The 18,759-nt window shown below is 44.7% G+C and carries 13 protein-coding genes; 7 read left to right on the top strand and 6 right to left on the bottom strand.

Features of this window, described 5'->3' with window-relative positions:
• The first annotated feature begins 331 nt into the window (after positions 1-331).
• Positions 332-1,630: a methyl-accepting chemotaxis protein gene (locus AACQ93_RS17165; protein ID WP_007463166.1), complete on the top strand. Its 1,299-nt coding sequence runs from the start codon at positions 332-334 to the stop codon at positions 1,628-1,630.
• 81 nt (positions 1,631-1,711) lie between these two features.
• Here AACQ93_RS17165 and AACQ93_RS17170 read toward each other — a convergent pair whose 3' ends face one another.
• The 3 genes from AACQ93_RS17170 to AACQ93_RS17180 form a co-directional block, all read right to left on the bottom strand.
• Positions 1,712-2,548, bottom strand: coding sequence for a hypothetical protein (locus tag AACQ93_RS17170; RefSeq protein WP_064606922.1), 837 nt, complete (start codon positions 2,546-2,548; stop codon positions 1,712-1,714).
• A 75-nt stretch (positions 2,549-2,623) separates the two neighbouring features.
• Entirely contained in the window at positions 2,624-5,044 is a 2,421-nt protein-coding gene (locus AACQ93_RS17175) for a hybrid sensor histidine kinase/response regulator (protein WP_064606925.1), read from the bottom strand.
• 268 nt (positions 5,045-5,312) lie between these two features.
• Positions 5,313-5,474, bottom strand: coding sequence for a hypothetical protein (locus AACQ93_RS17180; protein ID WP_007463159.1), 162 nt, complete (start codon positions 5,472-5,474; stop codon positions 5,313-5,315).
• Positions 5,475-5,542: 68 nt separating this feature from the next.
• Here AACQ93_RS17180 and AACQ93_RS17185 point away from each other — a divergent pair, with 68 nt between their 5' ends.
• Positions 5,543-7,243 carry an SgrR family transcriptional regulator gene (locus AACQ93_RS17185; RefSeq protein WP_064606928.1) on the top strand — a complete coding sequence of 567 codons (1,701 nt, stop codon included), beginning with the start codon at positions 5,543-5,545 and terminating at the stop codon, positions 7,241-7,243.
• A gap of 69 nt (positions 7,244-7,312) precedes the next feature.
• Here the strand turns inward: AACQ93_RS17185 and AACQ93_RS17190 are convergent, their stop codons facing one another.
• On the bottom strand, positions 7,313-8,503 hold the full coding sequence (locus AACQ93_RS17190) for a carbohydrate porin (RefSeq protein ID WP_064606931.1): 1,191 nt from the start codon (positions 8,501-8,503) through the stop codon (positions 7,313-7,315).
• 60 nt (positions 8,504-8,563) lie between these two features.
• Complete coding sequence (locus AACQ93_RS17195) at positions 8,564-9,904, bottom strand: metal-dependent hydrolase family protein (RefSeq protein WP_157097598.1); 1,341 nt, start codon at positions 9,902-9,904, stop codon at positions 8,564-8,566.
• Between the two features lie 807 nt (positions 9,905-10,711).
• Between AACQ93_RS17195 and pflB the strand changes: the two genes are divergently transcribed.
• Both pflB and AACQ93_RS17205 read left to right on the top strand, forming a co-directional pair.
• A complete protein-coding gene (gene pflB / locus AACQ93_RS17200; RefSeq protein ID WP_064606934.1) occupies positions 10,712-13,009 on the top strand; it encodes a formate C-acetyltransferase in 2,298 nt (765 codons plus the stop codon).
• A gap of 190 nt (positions 13,010-13,199) precedes the next feature.
• Positions 13,200-15,119, top strand: coding sequence for a BCCT family transporter (locus tag AACQ93_RS17205; RefSeq protein ID WP_064606937.1), 1,920 nt, complete (start codon positions 13,200-13,202; stop codon positions 15,117-15,119).
• Between the two features lie 108 nt (positions 15,120-15,227).
• On the opposite strand, the gene AACQ93_RS17210 is transcribed toward AACQ93_RS17205, so the two are convergent.
• The gene (locus AACQ93_RS17210) at positions 15,228-15,887 is read right to left on the bottom strand and encodes a GntR family transcriptional regulator (RefSeq protein ID WP_232323350.1); all 660 of its coding nucleotides are present in this window, start codon (positions 15,885-15,887) and stop codon (positions 15,228-15,230) included.
• A gap of 326 nt (positions 15,888-16,213) precedes the next feature.
• Here AACQ93_RS17210 and AACQ93_RS17215 point away from each other — a divergent pair, with 326 nt between their 5' ends.
• From AACQ93_RS17215 to AACQ93_RS17225, 3 genes are read left to right on the top strand one after another with little or no spacing between them, the layout of a single operon-like run.
• The gene (locus AACQ93_RS17215) at positions 16,214-16,546 is read left to right on the top strand and encodes a UxaA family hydrolase (protein WP_007463146.1); all 333 of its coding nucleotides are present in this window, start codon (positions 16,214-16,216) and stop codon (positions 16,544-16,546) included.
• Positions 16,547-16,548: 2 nt separating this feature from the next.
• Positions 16,549-17,739, top strand: coding sequence for a UxaA family hydrolase (locus tag AACQ93_RS17220; protein ID WP_064606943.1), 1,191 nt, complete (start codon positions 16,549-16,551; stop codon positions 17,737-17,739).
• A gap of 29 nt (positions 17,740-17,768) precedes the next feature.
• On the top strand, positions 17,769-18,692 hold the full coding sequence (locus AACQ93_RS17225) for a DMT family transporter (RefSeq protein ID WP_007463142.1): 924 nt from the start codon (positions 17,769-17,771) through the stop codon (positions 18,690-18,692).
• The last annotated feature ends 67 nt before the right edge of the window (positions 18,693-18,759 follow it).

The raw sequence follows: 18,759 nt of genomic DNA on the forward strand, positions 1-18,759 counted from the left end.
TTATTTTGACGAGAAAATAAAAAGTAATTTTAAATTCATAGTATTACTCCGAATTTCGATGTTTTATTTCTCCTGTCCATAATTGGTATTAGAGCCATTACTCGCTCATATAATTATTATTTAACGAATTGATTAATGGTTCATGCTTATATTTTGTTTTTCAATATATGTAAATTTATGATGAAATATTAATCGAGCTGGGTTATTGTTCGCAATATTGTGCTGTCACCTGAAGCTATATTATACAGTCTTCATTGGTTTCTCTTTCAGGCTAAAGCACTGTTATTAATAATTATATTACAATTGCGATTGGTAGAGGGTCGGAAGTTTAATGTTTAATCGTAAGTTAAAAGAAGAACTTAGGTGTAAGCAGGATGCTTTAACAAATTTGGAAGCGGTTATGGCATCAATAAATGACAGCATCGCAACCATTGAGTTTGATGTTCAGGGGAATATCTTAAATGCCAATTCTCTCTTTTTAAAAACAGCAGGATACACCTTTGACGAAGTGGTTGGAAAACACCACTCAGTGATGTGTTTCCCTTCGTATGCCAACTCCTCTGAGTATGAACAGTTTTGGAGTGATCTTCGTCAGGGACGCTCTGTCAAAGGAACTTTCGAACGAAAAAATAAAGCCGGAGAGACTCTGTGGCTTGAGGCGACATACTTTCCTGTCAAGGTGAACGGTCAGGTGAGCAAGGTGATGAAAATCGCCTCTGATGTGACTGGAAGCCACATCGACAGTATGGCCCAAGAGAGCGTGTTAAGTGCATTGGATCGCTCACAGGCAATCATTGAGTTTGATCCAAAAGGTAATATTATCACGGCGAATAAGAACTTCCTTTCTACTGTCGGTTATTCACTGGAACAAATTACTGGTCAGCATCACAGAATGTTTTGTGATGACACTTTTTATGCTGAAAACCCTTCATTTTGGCGAGATTTAGAAAGCGGCAACTTTAAATCAGGCCAGTTTTTAAGAAGAAATAACTACGGTGAAGCGGTTTGGTTGGAAGCAACTTATAACCCTATTATGGATGCTTCTGGTAACGTGGTTAAAGTTATTAAATTTGCTTCAGATATTACGAAACAAATTGAAAAAAGCGAGGCTGTTGCTCAGGCTTCGGATATTGCGTACAGCACATCAGTGGAAACGGCACAAATTGCGAAACAGGGTTCGGAATTGCTTAATGATTCGGTTCAGGTTTCTATTGGGATCTCAGATAAAGTAAAAGAAACCTCAAATAAAATTCAATTGCTGAATACTAAATCTCAAAGTATTGAAGCAATTGTTTCTACTATCAAAGAAATTGCTGATCAAACGAACTTGTTGGCATTGAACGCTGCGATTGAAGCCGCTCGTGCCGGTGAACAAGGTCGAGGATTTGCGGTCGTAGCTGATGAGGTTCGTCAGCTGGCTTCCCGTACCAGCCAGTCAACCAGCGAGATTGCGAACGTTGTTCTGGACAATAAAAACCTGACCGACAGTGTAACCGTGGCGATGGATGAAGTTGCCAGGATCGCCAATGAGGGGATGAACAAGATCACTGAGGTATCTACCGTGATGGATGAGATCTACACGGGAGCTGAAAACGTATCGCAAACCGTGATGAACCTGTCAGAAACTTAATTTTGACCCGTTAATTGGGTTCTTCCATCTTCTTTACACCTCCCCCGGCTACAGGCCGGGGGAAGTGTTTATGAAATGGTGCTATACGTTGTTCTTCATTTTATCTTTTAGGCGGCGTGCATACTCTCTTAATTGTCTGGCGTTGTCTGCATGTTCATGATCACCACAGGCTTCATCCCCGAAGAATATATTGGGGCTGGAATAAATCGGCAGCTGAAGGTAATACACTGAACTCTGGCTCATTATCGTTCTGCGCCCTGCACAGTTGTAGCCTCTGGCATAAGCGTGTAGTTCGTTTTTGTGGGCGTCAGGTGTGTACTCTTCCAGGTACTTGCTTAGGCTGGAGTTCCATGATGTATCATCATGCCAAGCATTGGCGAGATGCCCCAGTTCATGTTCCAGCGTATATTTTTCTGCCTGATCACTCAGGATAAGAAATTGCGGATCCAGATAGAGATCGGTTTTCCCCAGAATGTCATCCGGTAGATCGTCTACCACTAATGCATAATAGTGATTAGGTTTTTGTGTGATTTCTTTGATGATTGTCGGCTCAGTCACACGCAGTAACTGGTTTCGATATGAGGCTAAATCAGGATCGAAAGCCTGTATGGTCATATCCACCTGATACAGCTTTCCAGACTGTCTGCGCATCGGGACACAGGAGTTTTTCAGAGTCAGATTGGCAGTATGAATGCTGCTATTTATCATCTCCTTGATTTTGGACTCACCGTAAGCAGACCATACAGATTCAGATATAAAAAAGTCGACTACCGTATTCACGATTTCTTCATCCTGGCACTGTGGGAGCTTGAGGTCCTGTGCTTCTATTTTATAGAAAACAGGAAAGAGAGTGAGAGCAAACATTGCGGGAATAATCAGCTTTATCGGTGTGATTTTTATTGGTGGTATTCGGCTCATAGTTTTGTATATCAGTTAATCCCCGCTTCTATTCAAGCGGGGAATTGTTGTGGCTTTTCCGGTTTAGGACGTTTATCAGGCTTCACTCAGCAGGCTCACCTGCTTATCCAGTTTTTCTAGTAATACATCGCGTTTGAATGGTTTCGGAAGGTAATCATCCATTCCGCTGTCAAAGCACTTTTGAATATCATCGTCGAGGATAGACGCCGTCAGCGCGATGATGTGTTTGTGCGGGGTATGGTGAACGGCTTCGAATTGGCGTATGGCTTTTGTGGCTTCAAAGCCGTCGAGAACCGGCATCATGCAGTCCATCAGGATAAGGCTGATTGAGTCATGGTGTTTCTCATACAGTTCCACCGCTTCAAGGCCATTGTTGGCGATCAGATAATTAATACCGAGCCGTTTTAAGTTGATACAGACAACCTGCTGGTTCACTTTGTTATCTTCGACGATCAGAATTTGTTTGTCGCTTATCTGATTTGGAGACGGAGAGACAGGGCGGCTTTGATAGTCATTACTGTATGCCGCTTTCAGCGTGTTATTAAGGCGCATGCCATACAACGGTGCTGTGATAAAAGCGGTGATATTGTCTGAGTGAATGTCGACTTTAGCACTGTTATGGCGGATATAGATTAGCTTGTTGTTTGGAAAATCTGTCTCAGCCGTATGAAGCGTTATCGGATCATCAATAAGCAGCAGGTTGTTACCTGCTCGTTGACGAGTTAATTCATTTCGGTCGCGGATCAGATCTAATTGATAACCGAACCGCTGAAGCTCTGCTATCAGTAATGTATCGGGGTGTTCAGTACAGTAAGTGACAGCAATATTATTATCTTGAATGAGCTGCTGTTCATCACGGTTAAATTCGATTTCAAAATAGAACTGGCTACCTTGGTTTTTAGCTGATTTCAGCTCAATATGGCTGCCCATTAACGCCACCATTTTGGATGAGATGGCAAGGCCTAGACCGGTTCCTCCGTACTGTACCGATGTGTCTGCATTTTCCTGTTTGAACTCATCAAAAATATGAGCCTGCTTGTCTTCATCAATGCCGATGCCAGTGTCAGTAACGGCAAAATACAGGGTGGCGGATGAAGCCGATTGTGCGGTGAGCCTGCCTGTAAAGGTGATGGTACCTTGTTCTGTAAATTTAATGGCGTTAGATGCCAGATTCATTAATACCTGGCGAACTTTTTGTTCATCAGCCTTGATGTAGTCGGGGATTGAATTATCAAGCTCAACAACGATCTCAATGCCTTTTTGTTGGGCTTTGGGGGCAATTAATGCTGCGGTATCAAACAGCACTTCTTTGATCGCACAGGTATGAGGGCAAATTTCCAGGTGGCCGGACTCGATTTTGGATAAATCCAGGATATCGTTAATCAGCATCAGCAGGGTTTGCGATGAGGCATTGATTGTAGACAGATAATCTTTCTGAATGGCGGTCAGCTTAGAATCCGACAATATTTCAGTCATACCTAAGATGCCGTTAAGTGGTGTCCGGATTTCATGGGACATATTGGCAAGGAAGGCACTTTTAGCTTTATTCGCTTGCCGTTCTTGTTCTCGAGCTCTGATGAGCTGTCGTTCAAGTTTTCCTGTTCGGCGAACAACATACAGAAGTACTGCAATTACGGCTAAACAAAGCATTACACCGGCTAAAAGTCGGTAAAATTCATAAATCGCCAACTCTTCATCGATAATTTCCGGGATCTCTGAGAAAAGCGTATTTAGTTTATTTTCTAATAGATGGATCGTATTTCTTAAATCCCCCAGTTTTCCTTCGTCGTGGTGATAACCAAAGCTTTTCCAGGCCCGCTGAAGTTCATAGAAAGCCGATTCAAACTCATTAAAAGCTTGTAGCAGGGAAGGTGAGCTCGAATTATTAGTGATTTCCGTTCTTACCTGGCTCAGATTGGTATTGATGTTTTGCTGTACCTTCTCGTCAAAATCAGAGAAGAAGTGATACATCAAATCCTTGGTTTTCAGCGTTAGTTCATCAAGGCGTGGGTTGTTCGCCTGAATAACTGCCTCTTCCAGAATGAGAGACTTATCTTTGAGTTTATCGATGAGCCCGTCGTGCCCGCCTTCACCATGAATGAGTAAAACAACTTTACTCAGTGCTATGAATTTCTGGTAATAGTCATCAACGGAAGCCAGGGTTACTTGTGGCTCGTAGTCGGCATCAATGCTGTGTGTTTGTATCGCAGAATTTATTGCGTTGAGGCTATCTATAACATGGACATAGTCATCTTCCATTTTGACTTTATATTGCGAATCAACCCGGGCTATGAAGTCTTTTTCATTGCGGCGCATCATCAGCATTTCATTGGATGCTGTAAGGATCTCGGCTTGTAAAGACATCAGCTTCGCCCGGTTAGCATTCAGAGTATGCTCGGTATAAAAAAAAGTGCTCAGAAAGATTAAAATTGCGGTAGCACCGTATGTGATGAGACGTTTGATGGAGCGGGTGTGAATAAACTGATGATTCTGCATTGAAATCCATTTCCTTTTTGAATCCGCTTGCGACAGAAGCGCACTGTTGTACTTAAAGCCAATCCGAAAGCAAAGGCTTGTGAACATACCTGCGAATACACCAAACACATTACTGGCGTTGCTTTTATTAATTGTGATTGTACGGTCGTGCTTAATGTTTGTATGTTAAACAGGTTGCATTGTTTGGATGCAATTGTCTTTCGGTTCAACGCTTCTGAGACGGAAATAGAGGCTATCGTTAATAATGGATTAGCAGAATCAGATGTGTTTAATTTATTAGTAACCCTACAATGACGCCCAGTGCAAATATGGCGAATGTTCTTCCTGTTGTTACTTTATTTTCTTTAGGTTTTACCGGGACCAGATACTCAGGCTCAATAAGGAGCTGTTTTGCATTTAAGGTATAAAATACGTAGTCTGCTGGATTCATCGTCATCTCCTGTTTATTTCTCACTCGACATCGTTATTATTGAGTCATAAACAGGAAGTAAGAATGACATGTTAGAAAAAAAGAGTTCACCTTTTATCAGCCTTGTCCATCTGCAAAGGTTGAAGCAGCTGTGTGACCACTATCCCCTTGGTCAGGCAAGCAAAACGGGTGTGGCGAGCCTTGCCTTTCAGCTTAATTGTTCGGATCGCAATATAGCTAAGCTGGTGAAAACCCTGATGGCGATTGGATGGTTGGAGTGGAAAGCCGGGCGCGGGCGGGGCAATAAATCCGAGTTAACACTGAAGCTCAGTTTTGAGCAGGCGTTGCTGCAATGCCTTGAGTCTTATTGTCGCAAAGGCGAGCTTAGCGAAGCGTTACGCTATGCTGAGCACTTTGATTTCACCGAGCAGTTTCACTCCCGTTTGCCAGAGTGGCTGAATGAAGCACAGGACTCACTGAAACAACAGAATGTGCTGGTGACGCTTGTTCCTTATGAATTTCCGAAATGCCATCCACTCTGGACATACAGTTCATCTTCACGGCTTTATATCAATGCTGTCTATGACACCTTGTTTGTTTATGACAAGGTGAGTAAAAAGCTGCAACCAAGCTTGGTTCATCATTATGAGTTTCGTGATCACGAGCTGTGGCTGAGGCTCCGACCTGATGTGTATTTCCATAACGGAGACTTACTGACACCGCAGCATGTTGCAGAGACTATTAGGTTGCGGCAGACAACGGATAATCCGTACCGGTTACTCTACCGTCATATCACTGATATCAGGACTCAGGGCAGTTGGGTGGTACTGAGCCTTTCTCACCCGCATCCGATCATCCTGCATGTGCTGGCTGAAAATCACAGTGCAATTTTTCATCCTTTTGACAAAGCTGAGCTGCCTTCTGGCACAGGCCCGTATAAGTTTGGCTCGGTTGATAACTGGCACTGGACGTTGACCAAAAACCATCAGTACTTCGGAATGCCGGGTTTGATAGAAAAGGCCGAGTTCTGGACCAGTGATTCGGTGGAGGAGGGCTTAATCCAAAGCCACATTATCCAGCATAAGGTTGATGTGGGAAACGACTCCGGTAAACAGCTTAAAGCCGGTTGTGAAGTTCTGGAATTTATTGATAGTCCTAATGGATTGAGTCTGCCGGAGAGGACTTGGATAGCTCATCATGCCAGGCAGTTTGTGCGAGAGTTAAATTCGGATTCTCTGCCTATTGCCGATACGCTGCTTGAGTGCCATCAAGCCAATGGATTCCATTTGTTTCAAACTGAAATGTGCCCGCCGAAGCGTAAGATCAGGGTATGGGTTGAAGCTTGTAATCTGAAGGCCAGCGAAATGCTTTTTTCCTACCTGTCGTCATTAGGTGTGGAATTTGAGTTGTTGGAGAAAGCACATCGTAAGGAACGCTTTTCCCCGCCGTTTGAAAATATTGATGTGATTATTCGCGGTTATGTCTTCAATGATGATTTGGCCTTCTGTTATTACAGCTGGCTGATATCCAGCGCCACTTTTAAACTATGTCTGACCGAAAGTCAGCGGCAAAATCTGTTGGAGTTCATTGATTTCACAATCTTATCCAGCGAAAGCAGCGATGATTTTCTCCACAAGCTTTACCGTTGTGAGGACTGGATGGTTCAGCAGTGTGCTTTTGTCCCTCTGTGGCGAGAGTTTTCTAGTTATGATTTCTCTGACACTCTTCAGGGGGTTGAAGTCGACAACATGGGGGTTCTGACGTTGAAGAAGATCTGGTTTGATGATTGAGACTAAGTGGGATAACAAAAAGCTGAACTTTATTGAGTTCAGCTTTTTTGTGGTTCGGCTCTTTGCCGGTTACCAAAGTAGCCTCGCCCGTAATCCAGCAATCCAGATTTGGTTCTTGTTCGGGTTTAATGCGGGCTCCTGAATTAACTGGATGTCAGGTGTCAGTTCAAAGTAAGGCGTTAACTTCATCAGGTAAAACATTTCAAATGTATATTGATCGCTACCCGTATCAGCCCAGTTGACAGCAAAGCCGAAGTTATTATCGGCTGCCCCTAAGCCGTAATAAGAAAAACCTGTGCTGAGTGATTCCGTAATACCTAATAAACTACCTTCCTGTGCATAGCCGTAACGTAAAAAAGGCATCCAACTGCCCATCATCTTTGAAACAGAAATATTGAAGCCCTTGTCTTCAGCCTGGTTGAGGAAGTCACTCTGATCTGAATCCCATAAAGTCAGGTGTATATTGTCTGAGTAGATTTGTTCCTGAGAGGATGTCCAGCCAAATTCGATACTCTTAAAATAGTGAGATTTGCTGAAAAAGTTGTCTGCACTTTTAAATGGTTCGGTCGGGTCTGCTTCTATGTCGCTGATGCCTGCGATCATGAAGAAGTTTTCAGTCAGCATATGTCCTAAAGCTAGGCCAAAGGTTGCGTCATTCGGAAGCGCTATGGTGTTAGTACCGGTACTGAACGCAAGGTTCATAAAACCTGTCCATGGGCTTGCTGCGGCATAGACGTCAACATAATCGGTAACATCCATAAATCCGGCAATTAAAGTTCCTTTCCCTTCGCTTAGCTTTTGTCGCCAGTAAAGATTCGTGAGTCTGCCTTTTTCGTCACTGAACGGTGGTGCTATCAGGCCCAGGCCTCCGGTTCCGAACTCAAAGTTTTTAACTGAAGAGTCTGTATAGCTGTGTCTGTGTTCAACCTTCCAGACTAAAGCCCCTATATTGTTTTCGTTTCGGTTGTAAGCCAACCAGGAACCGTAGAAACGTAACATACCGCTTGCCGCTTGTTTGTCTGAGCCTTGAAGCGCGTTGTTTGCGGTCACACCTATCGCAGAGTAATCAAAAGCAATGTCAACCCCCTTAGCTGCCAGGCTTTGTTTTAGGGGCTCAGTTCTGTCAGCATTGTCAGAACTGATGCGGTTTTCTACAGCACCGGGGCCGCCAAAGTTTGCTTCATTTGCATAAGAAGCAGAAAAGAAGCAAAGAGAAATACAACAGTAGGAAGCAATTATCTGATGTTTGAAGAAACCCATAGTTCTTCCTTATCTTAACGTCGCGGAACCACTAAATTAGTGGGCCCGCGATGCTATTGGCTAAAGGGAATTCTTATGAATACTTCCGTCTTTGATGATCACTTTAAATTTATCTTTGTAATCGTTAAGGATGGTGATGTCTTGTAGCGGGTTTCCGTCAATAAGCACAACATCTGCATACGCACCGGGTTCAATTACCCCCAGTTTTCCGTATTTGTAAGGGTTCATTTCACCTGACCAGCTAAGTACTTCTGCGGCGTTGGAAGTTCCCATCTTCATGATTTCATAAGGGGTAAAACCGACTTTTGACATCCAGACCATGTTATCCGCTTGCCGGGTGTTATAAGACGGGCCAAACATGTCACCACCGGTCACAATTAATAACTGCTGTTCTCTTGCCCATCCAAACATTTGCTTCGCCCCTTTATTAACTAATGCGGCTTTGGCTTTCTGCATCGGACTAAAGAAGGTGATTTTTTCCGGTTCGGCAAAAGCTTCCAGTGACATAACGGCCTGAGCTGAAAGGGCGACGCCTTCTTCTTTCATCCGTTTAATTGTGTCTTCGGAGACCAGGAAGTTATGCTCGATGACTTTAACTCCGGCATCAATTGCACGATTCACTGAGCGATCATGGTAGGCGTGAGCCATGACGTATGTACCGTAGTCTTCAGCCACTTCTACTATTGTTTTCATTTCATCCAGTGAAAGTTGTGTCATGTGGATTGGGTCAAATTCACTGGCAACACCACCACCAGCCATGATCTTTATTTGAGTTGCTCCGGCACGCAGGTTCTGACGTGCGGCTCTGCGTGATTCGGTTACACCATCGACAATATAGCCAAAACCGTGACGTTCAAGATCATCAACTCTTCCCGGTATATCATTAAAACTGCCTGTATCGGCATGTCCGCCGGTTTGACTGAGAAAGCCGCCAGAGGGGAACAACCTAGGGCCTTCTAACAAACCATTGTTGATGGCCTTCGCGATACCCAAAATGTTACAACCTGCGTCTCTGGCTGTAGTAAATCCCTGGTCAAGGTATTGCATCATGGATTTGTGTGCCCGGGCACCCATTGCCATTTGATCGTAATCGTCACGACCAACCAGCATGCCTTCCTGAATGCAGAAATGCGCGTGCATATCAATTAACCCGGGTATTAAAGTCATACCGTTGCCGCTTATTATTAATGCATCTTTGCTGACATCTGTTTCTTGGCTAACGGCTGTGATCATGTTGTCTTCTATAAGGACATTTATACCTTGAAGAAGCTTCTCATTTGTACCGTCAAATACGTTGACGTCTTTGAATAATATTTGCTTTGTTTCTTTTTCAACGGCGAAGCTTTGTTGACTGATTAGTATTGCCAGTGTAATCGCCAGCGTTTCCACGACCTTCATCATTGCTCAGTGCCTTATTAATTATTGATACTATTGAATGGTAGAAGAGCTGATATGTTATTCGACATTCATGTTTGTGAATCTATATCCTTAAAATTCATATGGATAAGGACTTTATTTATTACTAATAATCAACTTAGTACACCTGTTATGACGACGCCAATAGGGTAATGCTGCTATTTCGAGACAAAGGTTTTAACCTTGAACCGAATCTTGAAAGCGAGAAGATGTGTGTTGACCTTCCCCTGACCGGAAGCTTTAGGCTCGATAAAAGAGAGTGATAACAGGAAGTGAAAATGGGGTGTTGTAATCAGGCGCCAGTCGGCGGTAGCAAAAACATGAGCGTGCTGGTAAAAGGCATTGTTGTGCTTGCAGTAGCCATTTTGATGCTGGTGGTGTTGTTTGGATGAGTCAATAAGGATGTTGATTGTTCTCTAATGGGCCATAAGTTTAACTCAATGATAATAAATAATATTTGATAGTTTATGCATTTTATGCATACAAAAAATGAAAACCATTCATTTTACTCATTAATATATTTTCCATATTATTTTGCCAACCAAAAATGATAGCGAAATTAAACGCGATCTCTTTAATTAACCACTTGCCTGGTCTTTTTATAATGTTTGTTTTTTGATGGTGATAAATTATATGCTCATATTTGTTGTTTATTGTATTAGTTTAATTACAGGCAAATGTAAGTATTTAACTTATCAAGGAATACATTATTAAATATAAGGGATGACGCTATCTTAATTTTTTATTTTCAGTAGATGATTATAGATATAACTCTTATTAATGAGGTGTTAAATGACAATTCCAACAACTCAAATGCTTCAGGCCTGGGAAGGCTTTACAGCAGGAGATTGGCAAACAGAAGTTAATACTCGGGACTTCATTCAAGCCAACTACACGCCTTATGAAGGTGACGAATCATTTCTTGCTGAAGCCACTGAAGCGACGACAACACTTTGGAATAATGTCTTAGAAGGGGTCAAAGAAGAAAGCCGCACCCACGCACCTGTTGATTTTGATACAGCCATGCCTTCAACCATTATTTCTCACGATGCTGGCTATATCAATAAAGAGCTGGAAACGATAGTTGGCCTGCAAACGGATAAACCACTAAAGCGCGCTATTATTGCCAATGGTGGTATTCGGATGGTGAAAAAATCATGTGAAGTGTACGGGCGTGAATTAGAACCAGAGGTAGAAAAAACCTTCACTGAATATCGTAAGACCCATAATCAAGTATGTTTTGATCTCTACACCAAAGATATTTTGGCTTGCCGCAGATCCGGCATCATCACCGGTTTGCCGGATGCTTATGGCCGTGGGCGAATTATCGGCGACTACCGCCGTCTGGCTCTTTACGGTATCGATTTTCTTAAAGCGGATAAACAAGAGCAGCTCAAATCAACACAGGCTTTCTTGGAACAAGGCCATGATCTGGAAAAAACACTTCGCTTGCGAGAAGAGCTGACGGATCAGATCCAGGCACTGGAAGATATCCGTACTATGGGTCTGAAGTATGGCATTGATATGTCTGGCCCGGCACGTACAGCTAAAGAAGCCATTCAGTTTACCTATTTCGGTTACCTTGCTGCTGTGAAATCACAGAATGGTGCGGCAATGTCGCTTGGCCGTACCTCAACTTTCCTTGATGTATATATTGAGCGAGATTTGGCTAATGGCGTGATAACCGAAGCGCAAGCTCAAGAGCTGATCGACCATTTCATTATGAAGCTGCGCATGGTTCGGTTCCTGCGTACTCCTGAGTACGATTCACTATTCTCCGGCGATCCTATCTGGGCGACTGAAGCTATGGCTGGTATGGGAGTTGATGGTCGTACTCTGGTTACTAAAACAACATTCCGTTACCTGCACACACTGGATAACATGGGTCCGGCACCAGAGCCAAATATGACAATTCTCTGGTCGGAACAATTGCCAGAAGCATTTAAGAAATATGCGGCTAAAGTGTCTATCGATACATCATCGGTTCAGTATGAAAATGATGACTTGATGCGCCCTGATTTCAACAACGATGACTATGCGATTGCGTGTTGTGTCAGTCCTCAGGTAGTTGGTAAGCACATGCAGTTCTTTGGTGCGCGTGCCAACTTGGCTAAGGCACTGCTTTACACAATCAATGGTGGTGTTGATGAAAAACTGAAAATTCAGGTCGGGCCGAAGCAAGCACCGGTTGCCGATGAAGTTTTGGATTTTGACCGCCTGATGCCGCGTTTTGATGAAGTTCTGGACTGGCTTGCGACTCAGTATGTGACTGCGTTGAACATTATCCATTACTCTCATGATCGCTATAGCTATGAAGCATCTCTGATGGCACTGATGGATCGTGACGTTTACCGCACTATGGCTTGCGGTATTGCGGGACTGTCTGTTGTTGCTGATTCACTGGCGGCGATTAAGTTTGCGCAAGTGAAGCCTATTCGTGATGAAGATGGTCTGGCGATTGATTTTGAAATTGAGGGCGATTATCCGAAATTCGGTAATAATGATGCCCGCGTCGACGATATTGCATGTGATCTTGTGGAGCGTTTTATGAAAAAGATCCAGAAGATGCATACCTACCGTGACGCGACACCCACTCAGTCTGTTTTGACCATCACCTCGAATGTTGTGTACGGCAAAAAAACAGGTAACACGCCAGATGGTCGTCGGGCAGGTATGCCGTTCGGGCCTGGTGCAAATCCAATGCACGGCCGTGATCAGAACGGTGCAGTTGCGTCACTGACATCGGTTTCGAAACTGCCGTTTGCTTATGCGAAAGATGGTATTTCTTATACTTTCTCAATCGTGCCAAATGCGTTGGGTAAGGATAAAGATACTCAGAAGCAAAACCTTGCTGCGTTGATGGATGGTTATTTCCATCATGAAGCAGGTGAAAACGGTATTAATGTGGAAGGTGGTCAGCACCTGAACGTTAATGTTATGAACAGAGAAATGCTGCTTGATGCGGTTGAGCATCCTGAAAAATACCCGCAGTTAACGATCCGAGTATCAGGTTATGCAGTTCGCTTTAACTCTCTTACCAAAGAGCAGCAACAAGATGTGATTACCCGTACATTTACTGAGAAAATGTAGCTGTCAGCTTAATTCTGCTGATACAAAACTTAAACTTATTTATTATTCTACCTACCTTTTGGCCTGCTTCTGCGCAGGCCCTTTTTATCTATAAAATTTACTCCTCAATACCATCGAAAGCGTGAATTGAAGTGATGGGTTATTCGCATAAGAATCTCTGAACAATACATATATTTCAGAGAACAAAGGGATGAAAAAACACTTCGAACTTATCGATAAACCCACCTTTTTCGGGGCTCTCGGTTTGTTATTTTCCGTTATTTTTCCTCTGATCATTTGGCCTGAAGAAGGGGCCAGATGGATAGACATTGCGAAAACCTTTATGACCGACAAACTCGGTTTTCTGTATTTGGTGCTCGGTATTGCCGCGTTCTTTTTCATGGTTTATATCATTTTCAGTGACATCGGCCAGATCAAGCTAGGAGATACTGATGAGAAACCTGAGTTTGCGACCGCTTCATGGGCTGCCATGCTGTTTTGTGGCGGTATCGGAGCCAGTATTCTGTACTGGGGTACTATTGAGTGGGCGTACTATTATCAAAATCCGCCATTCCAGTTAGAGGCGGGAAGTGAAGAAGCTATCCGTTGGGCTGCCACTTACGGTATTTTTCACTGGGGCCCGGTGGCTTGGTCAATTTACCTGATCCCGGCGCTGCCTATCGCTTATTTCTTTTATGTTCGTAAGCAGCCGGTATTGAAAGTGTCTTCGGCACTGATGCCTGTGATTGGCGAGGCCCGCAGCCATGGCAGGCTGGGCAAATTTATTGATGTTCTGTTTATTTTCGGCCTGCTTGGTGGGGCTGCAACAACATTGGGTCTGGCTGCTCCGCTTATCAACGAAGGCATCAGCTACTTGTTTGGCATTCCGTCAACGACAGTTACCCAAATTGGCGTGTTACTGCTTTGTACCATTTTGTTTGCCTATTCTTCCTACAAAGGCATGGATGAGGGCATCAAGGTACTGAGCAACATTAATTTCTGGGGGGCTCTGGCTCTGCTTGCCTTTATTTTATTGGCAGGCCCTACACTGTTTATGCTGGAAACCGGTTTGGATTCCATTGGACGAATGTTGTCGAATTTCTTTGTGATGGCGACATGGGCAGAGCCGTTCGGCGGCTATGGCACTTTTGAGGATACACACTTCCCTCAAGACTGGACGATCTTCTATTGGGCATGGTGGCTGGTGTTTGCTCCAAGCATGGGGTTGTTCGTTGCTCGTATCTCGCGTGGTCGTACTATCCGGCAGATGGTGTCTGGTTCCATTTTCTTTGGGTCATTGGGATGTGCGCTCTACTTTATGATTCTGGGGAACTTTGGTTTGTCACTTCAGTTGTCTGGTCAGCTTGATGTGATTTCGATTCTGAATAAGCAAGGGGCAACAGTTGCGATCTTTTCGATTCTTGAGCAGTTGCCAATGAGCACTATGGTTATCGCCGTCTTCACCATTTTGTGCATCATATTTACAGCGACTACGTTTGATTCGATCTCATTCATTTTGGCTTCAGTTGTGCAGAATAATGTGACGGAAGATCCGTTGCGCTGGAATCGTCTGTTCTGGGCAATTACCCTCTCGTTTATGCCATCGGTATTAATGTTCATGGGAGGGCTGGCAACATTGCAAACAGCAGCCATTGTCGGCGGTCTGCCGCTCTTGGTTATTGCTGTAATGCTTATGATATCAGGTGTGAAAGCCGCGACTCTCGATTTATCCCATCAGGAGGGATATGAAGATCCGGTTATTAATATCGAGGAATTTCCGGATGTTGATCCCTGGTCCCGTGAAGGAGTGGCAATGGCAAGATTTGAGCGTTTAAAAGATGAAGCGATTGCAGCCGCCGACGAAGAGCGAGAAAAGCTCAATGCCATATGGCAGCTTAAGAAAGCGATCCGGGCCGAGGCATTAGCACGTGGTGAAACCGGGATGGAGCTCGGTGATGCCCCTCAGGAGCAGATCAATGAAATAAAACAATTAACTGATGAGGCTGTTGCCGCCCGGGAGCATAAACTACAGGCGTCTGAAGCTGCGCAGCAGGCCCGTATCGAATTTGATGAACTGATGCGTGAAAAGCAACGGCTTGAGGAAAATGCATCGGTTGAGATGGCGAAATAAATAACTGTCGATATCGAGAAAATTATAGCCATATACAAAAAGGACAAACTTCGAAGCTTGTCCTTTTAACTTTGAGCGAACCAGTCATTAACTCAGAATTGGTTCAAATTAGTTCTCGTCCTGCTTTAGCGTGGAGCAAAGCTGGGTAAACGGGGTGATATTGGCTTTTGCTTCCCGGCTTGCCAGTTCAGGATCGCCGCTGCAAATGGCATTGATCATCGCTTCGTGGCTCAGCCCGCTTTGCGATAAATCATAATTTTGATGCGTCATGCTGAGGTAGCTTTGCAGCTGATTGGCAATTTGACCGTAGATCTTTTCCATCCGCATACTTTTGCTGGCTTCGACAATCTTTCGGTGCAGGTGGAAATCGGCATCGCTAATCGCTTTGATATCTGTCGGGGTCTGCTCACATAGTTGGCAATAGTCGTCATACAGTGCGCGTAGGTTTTGTTTGTCTTGATCCGACGCTTTTTCTGCTGCCATTGCTGCTGCCTGGCTTTCCAGGGCTACCCGCAGGTTATACAGTTCCCACAGGTCATCCTCGTTAAGCGAGATCACCTGCCAGCCCGCATAAGGTTTAAGTGTTACCAGGCCCTCATGTGATAGCGAGTTCAGTGCCATTCGAATTGTACTGCGCGACAGCTCAAGATCTTTTGCCAGTGTACTTTCAACAATTTTCTCTCCCTGAGCCATCTCACCACTGATGATTTTATGCCGTAGGTACTCTGTCGCCTGTTCTTCCAGGCTCTGCTTATTGATTTTCATCATTACTCATTGATCTTTTTGACTTTTACTAGCCACAGCCGTTTGTTTGCCTGGCTGCGGCATTGTTGTCGCCAATAACTCGTGAATGCCCCTAATCATATCAGAAACCGGATTTGTGCAGCAGTTGTCGGAGGTGAAAACTCCGGTAAATGACACGAATTCCCTGCCAATAGCTCCTCAAATAGTTTGCTTGATCTCACAGTTTTGGACTGATCCAAGGATCAAGTATCGACGATCTTGATTCTGATCAATTCTCCACTGCTTAATGATTGTTTAACTGTCGATTGTCGGACAATCGACAATAATTAATAAAATAATTGAGGCAAGCAATGTTAAAAGCAATCCGTCTCTCAGCATCCGACAACGTCGCGACTCTGCTGGGAGATTTAAATAAAGGTGAAGAGGTAGAAATTATCTCGGCAGAAAACCAGTCTGTCGCGAAGGTAGTGGCACTTCAGAACATTCCGTTTGGTAACAAGATCGCGCTGGGTGAAATCGCAATCGGCGCAGATATTACTAAGGCGGGTTACCCTGTGGGCAAAGCGGTGAAAACCATTCCTCATGGTCAGTTGGTGCATGTGCAGAACGTACGTAGTGCACGGCTGGATATCCCTGAAAACATCATTCAGGAAATCATCAACCAAATGAACATTGAGGAATAAGCATGAAAACGTTTAAAGGTTTTGCCCGTCCGGATGGCAGTGTTGGTATTCGTAACCATGTTCTGATCATGGCTGTGGATGAGTGCGCTGAAGGTATTGCACGTGCCATTGCCGATAAGATTAGCAATGCCGTTGTTGTGACCAACTACAACACCTGTATGTACGGTGGTAATGAAGAAATGATTAACACCATGACCCAGTCTGGCATTAACCCGAACGTGGCGGGTGCACTGGTACTGGCAATGGGTTGCGGCAGCATCGATCCTGAAATCGTTTCGGCACCGATTCGTGCCACTGGTCGTCCTGCTTACTCCCTGACTTGCGTGAAGCAAAAAGGGACACGTGCGACTATTCAGGAAGGTCTGGAACTGGCGAAACAGCTGGAAGCTTATGCTGCCGGCGTTGAGCGTGTTGATACGCCAGTGTCTGAGCTGATTGTCGGTGTGAAGTGTGGTGGCTCAGATACCAGCTCCGGTATTGCTTCAAACCCGAGTGTCGGTCGTGCGGTTGATATGATGGTCGAAGACGGCATGACGGCGGTTGCCGGTGAGCTGATCGAGCTGATTGGCTGTGAAGATATCCTGCGTGAGCGTGCGGTATCTGAAGAAGTGGCCGACAAAATTGTTCGCCTGATTGAAGAGGAAGAAAAGCGCTGGCATATCGAAGGTGCTGATGTTGAAACCATGAGTATCGGTAACAGCGTAGGTGGTTTGACGACACTGGAAGAAAAATCGCTGGGCGCACTGCACAAAACAGGCACCTGCGCTATTCAGGACGTGTTGCAAATTAACAGCAGCGGTCACCTGAAACCAACTAAACCGGGTATGTACCTGTCGGAAGTCACTCATTTGTGTGGCGGTGCCGGTATGCATTTTGCGGCGCTGGGCGCTCACATGGTGTTGTGGACTACAGGTGGCGCGGGCTTTAACAACGCCATTGTGCCGGTGATCCGCGTCAGTGGTAACCAGCATCTTATCAATGAAGATATCGATATTGATGCGACAGGCATTATGCGAGCTGAAGAAGGTATCGACAGCGTGGCGAACCGTATTGTCGATAAGGTCAATGCGGTAGCGAATGGTGAACAGACCAACATTGAAGAGATTGGTTATGCCTACTGCAGTCTGTATCAGAAAGATCAGCGTCTGGAACGCCTGCTGTCGATTGAGCCGATTCCGGTTGTCTGCGGTTAATAAACAATAGTGATAAGGGAGTATGTGAGATGACAAGGTCTGAGGCTTCTGGCCTGTTAATGGCGATCTTTTGCGCTATTGTTTGGGGGGCATCGTTCCCGTTCTCGGCGGTACTGGCAGGAAAAATGGATCCTGTCGTGTTTGCGATTGTCCGCTATGGTATGGCGACTGTCGGTTTGTCGGTGTTTTTCCTGTTACAGAAGAAAAAATACTGGCTGGCAGTGAAAGATATGCCGCTGATGGCGCTTGCAGGTGTTGCCGGTCAGGCAGTATTTTTTTACACCTCATTGCTGGCACTGGAATATATTTCTGCGGCAGAAGTGGGTGTTATCAACGGGATGATCCCGATCTTCACTTTGTTGGTCGGTATTCCTATTTACCGTAAGCTACCAACCGGTATCCAGACATTCGCGGTTATTGTGTCTTTTATTGGTGCATTTTGTATCGCGTTCGATCCTAGCAACAAATTCAGTGGAATTAATGTCGGTCACTTCTATATGGTGATTGGTGTGCTGGGCTTCATTGTGATGTGTTTTGCCAACAAGAGCTTTGCCGATCGTTATGACGGATTGTCGACAATGCTGTACCAGTTCTTCTTCGCGACTATTGCGTTGCTGGTGGTGCTGGCCGTTCAGGGACTGGATATGACTGAAGCGGTAGTCATTTTTGATAACGGTTATTACTTGTTCTGTGCGCTGATGCTGGGCTTGGTGTGTTCAGGTATTGCCTACGTGCTTTACTTCTATTCGCTGAAACTGACCGGGGTAGAGCGTGCCAACATGGTACAAAACCTGATCCCGTTGTCGGCCTTTGTACTATCGATTTTCATGCTGGATGAGCAGGTGACGGCGCAGAAAGTACTGGGTATCGTGCTGGTGATCGGCTCTTTGTTCCTGTTTGACATGAAATGGGAAACCATCAAACAGCGCTTTGGTAAAGAAGCTCGGATTTGAGTTATCTCGTCATAAAGGAAATATAGAAAAGCCGCAGGTGTAAGCCTGCGGCTGTCCCTTAACCATC

The sequence above is a fragment of the Photobacterium sp. J15 genome, assembly GCF_963870815.1.
Lineage (GTDB): Bacteria > Pseudomonadota > Gammaproteobacteria > Enterobacterales > Vibrionaceae > Photobacterium > Photobacterium marinum.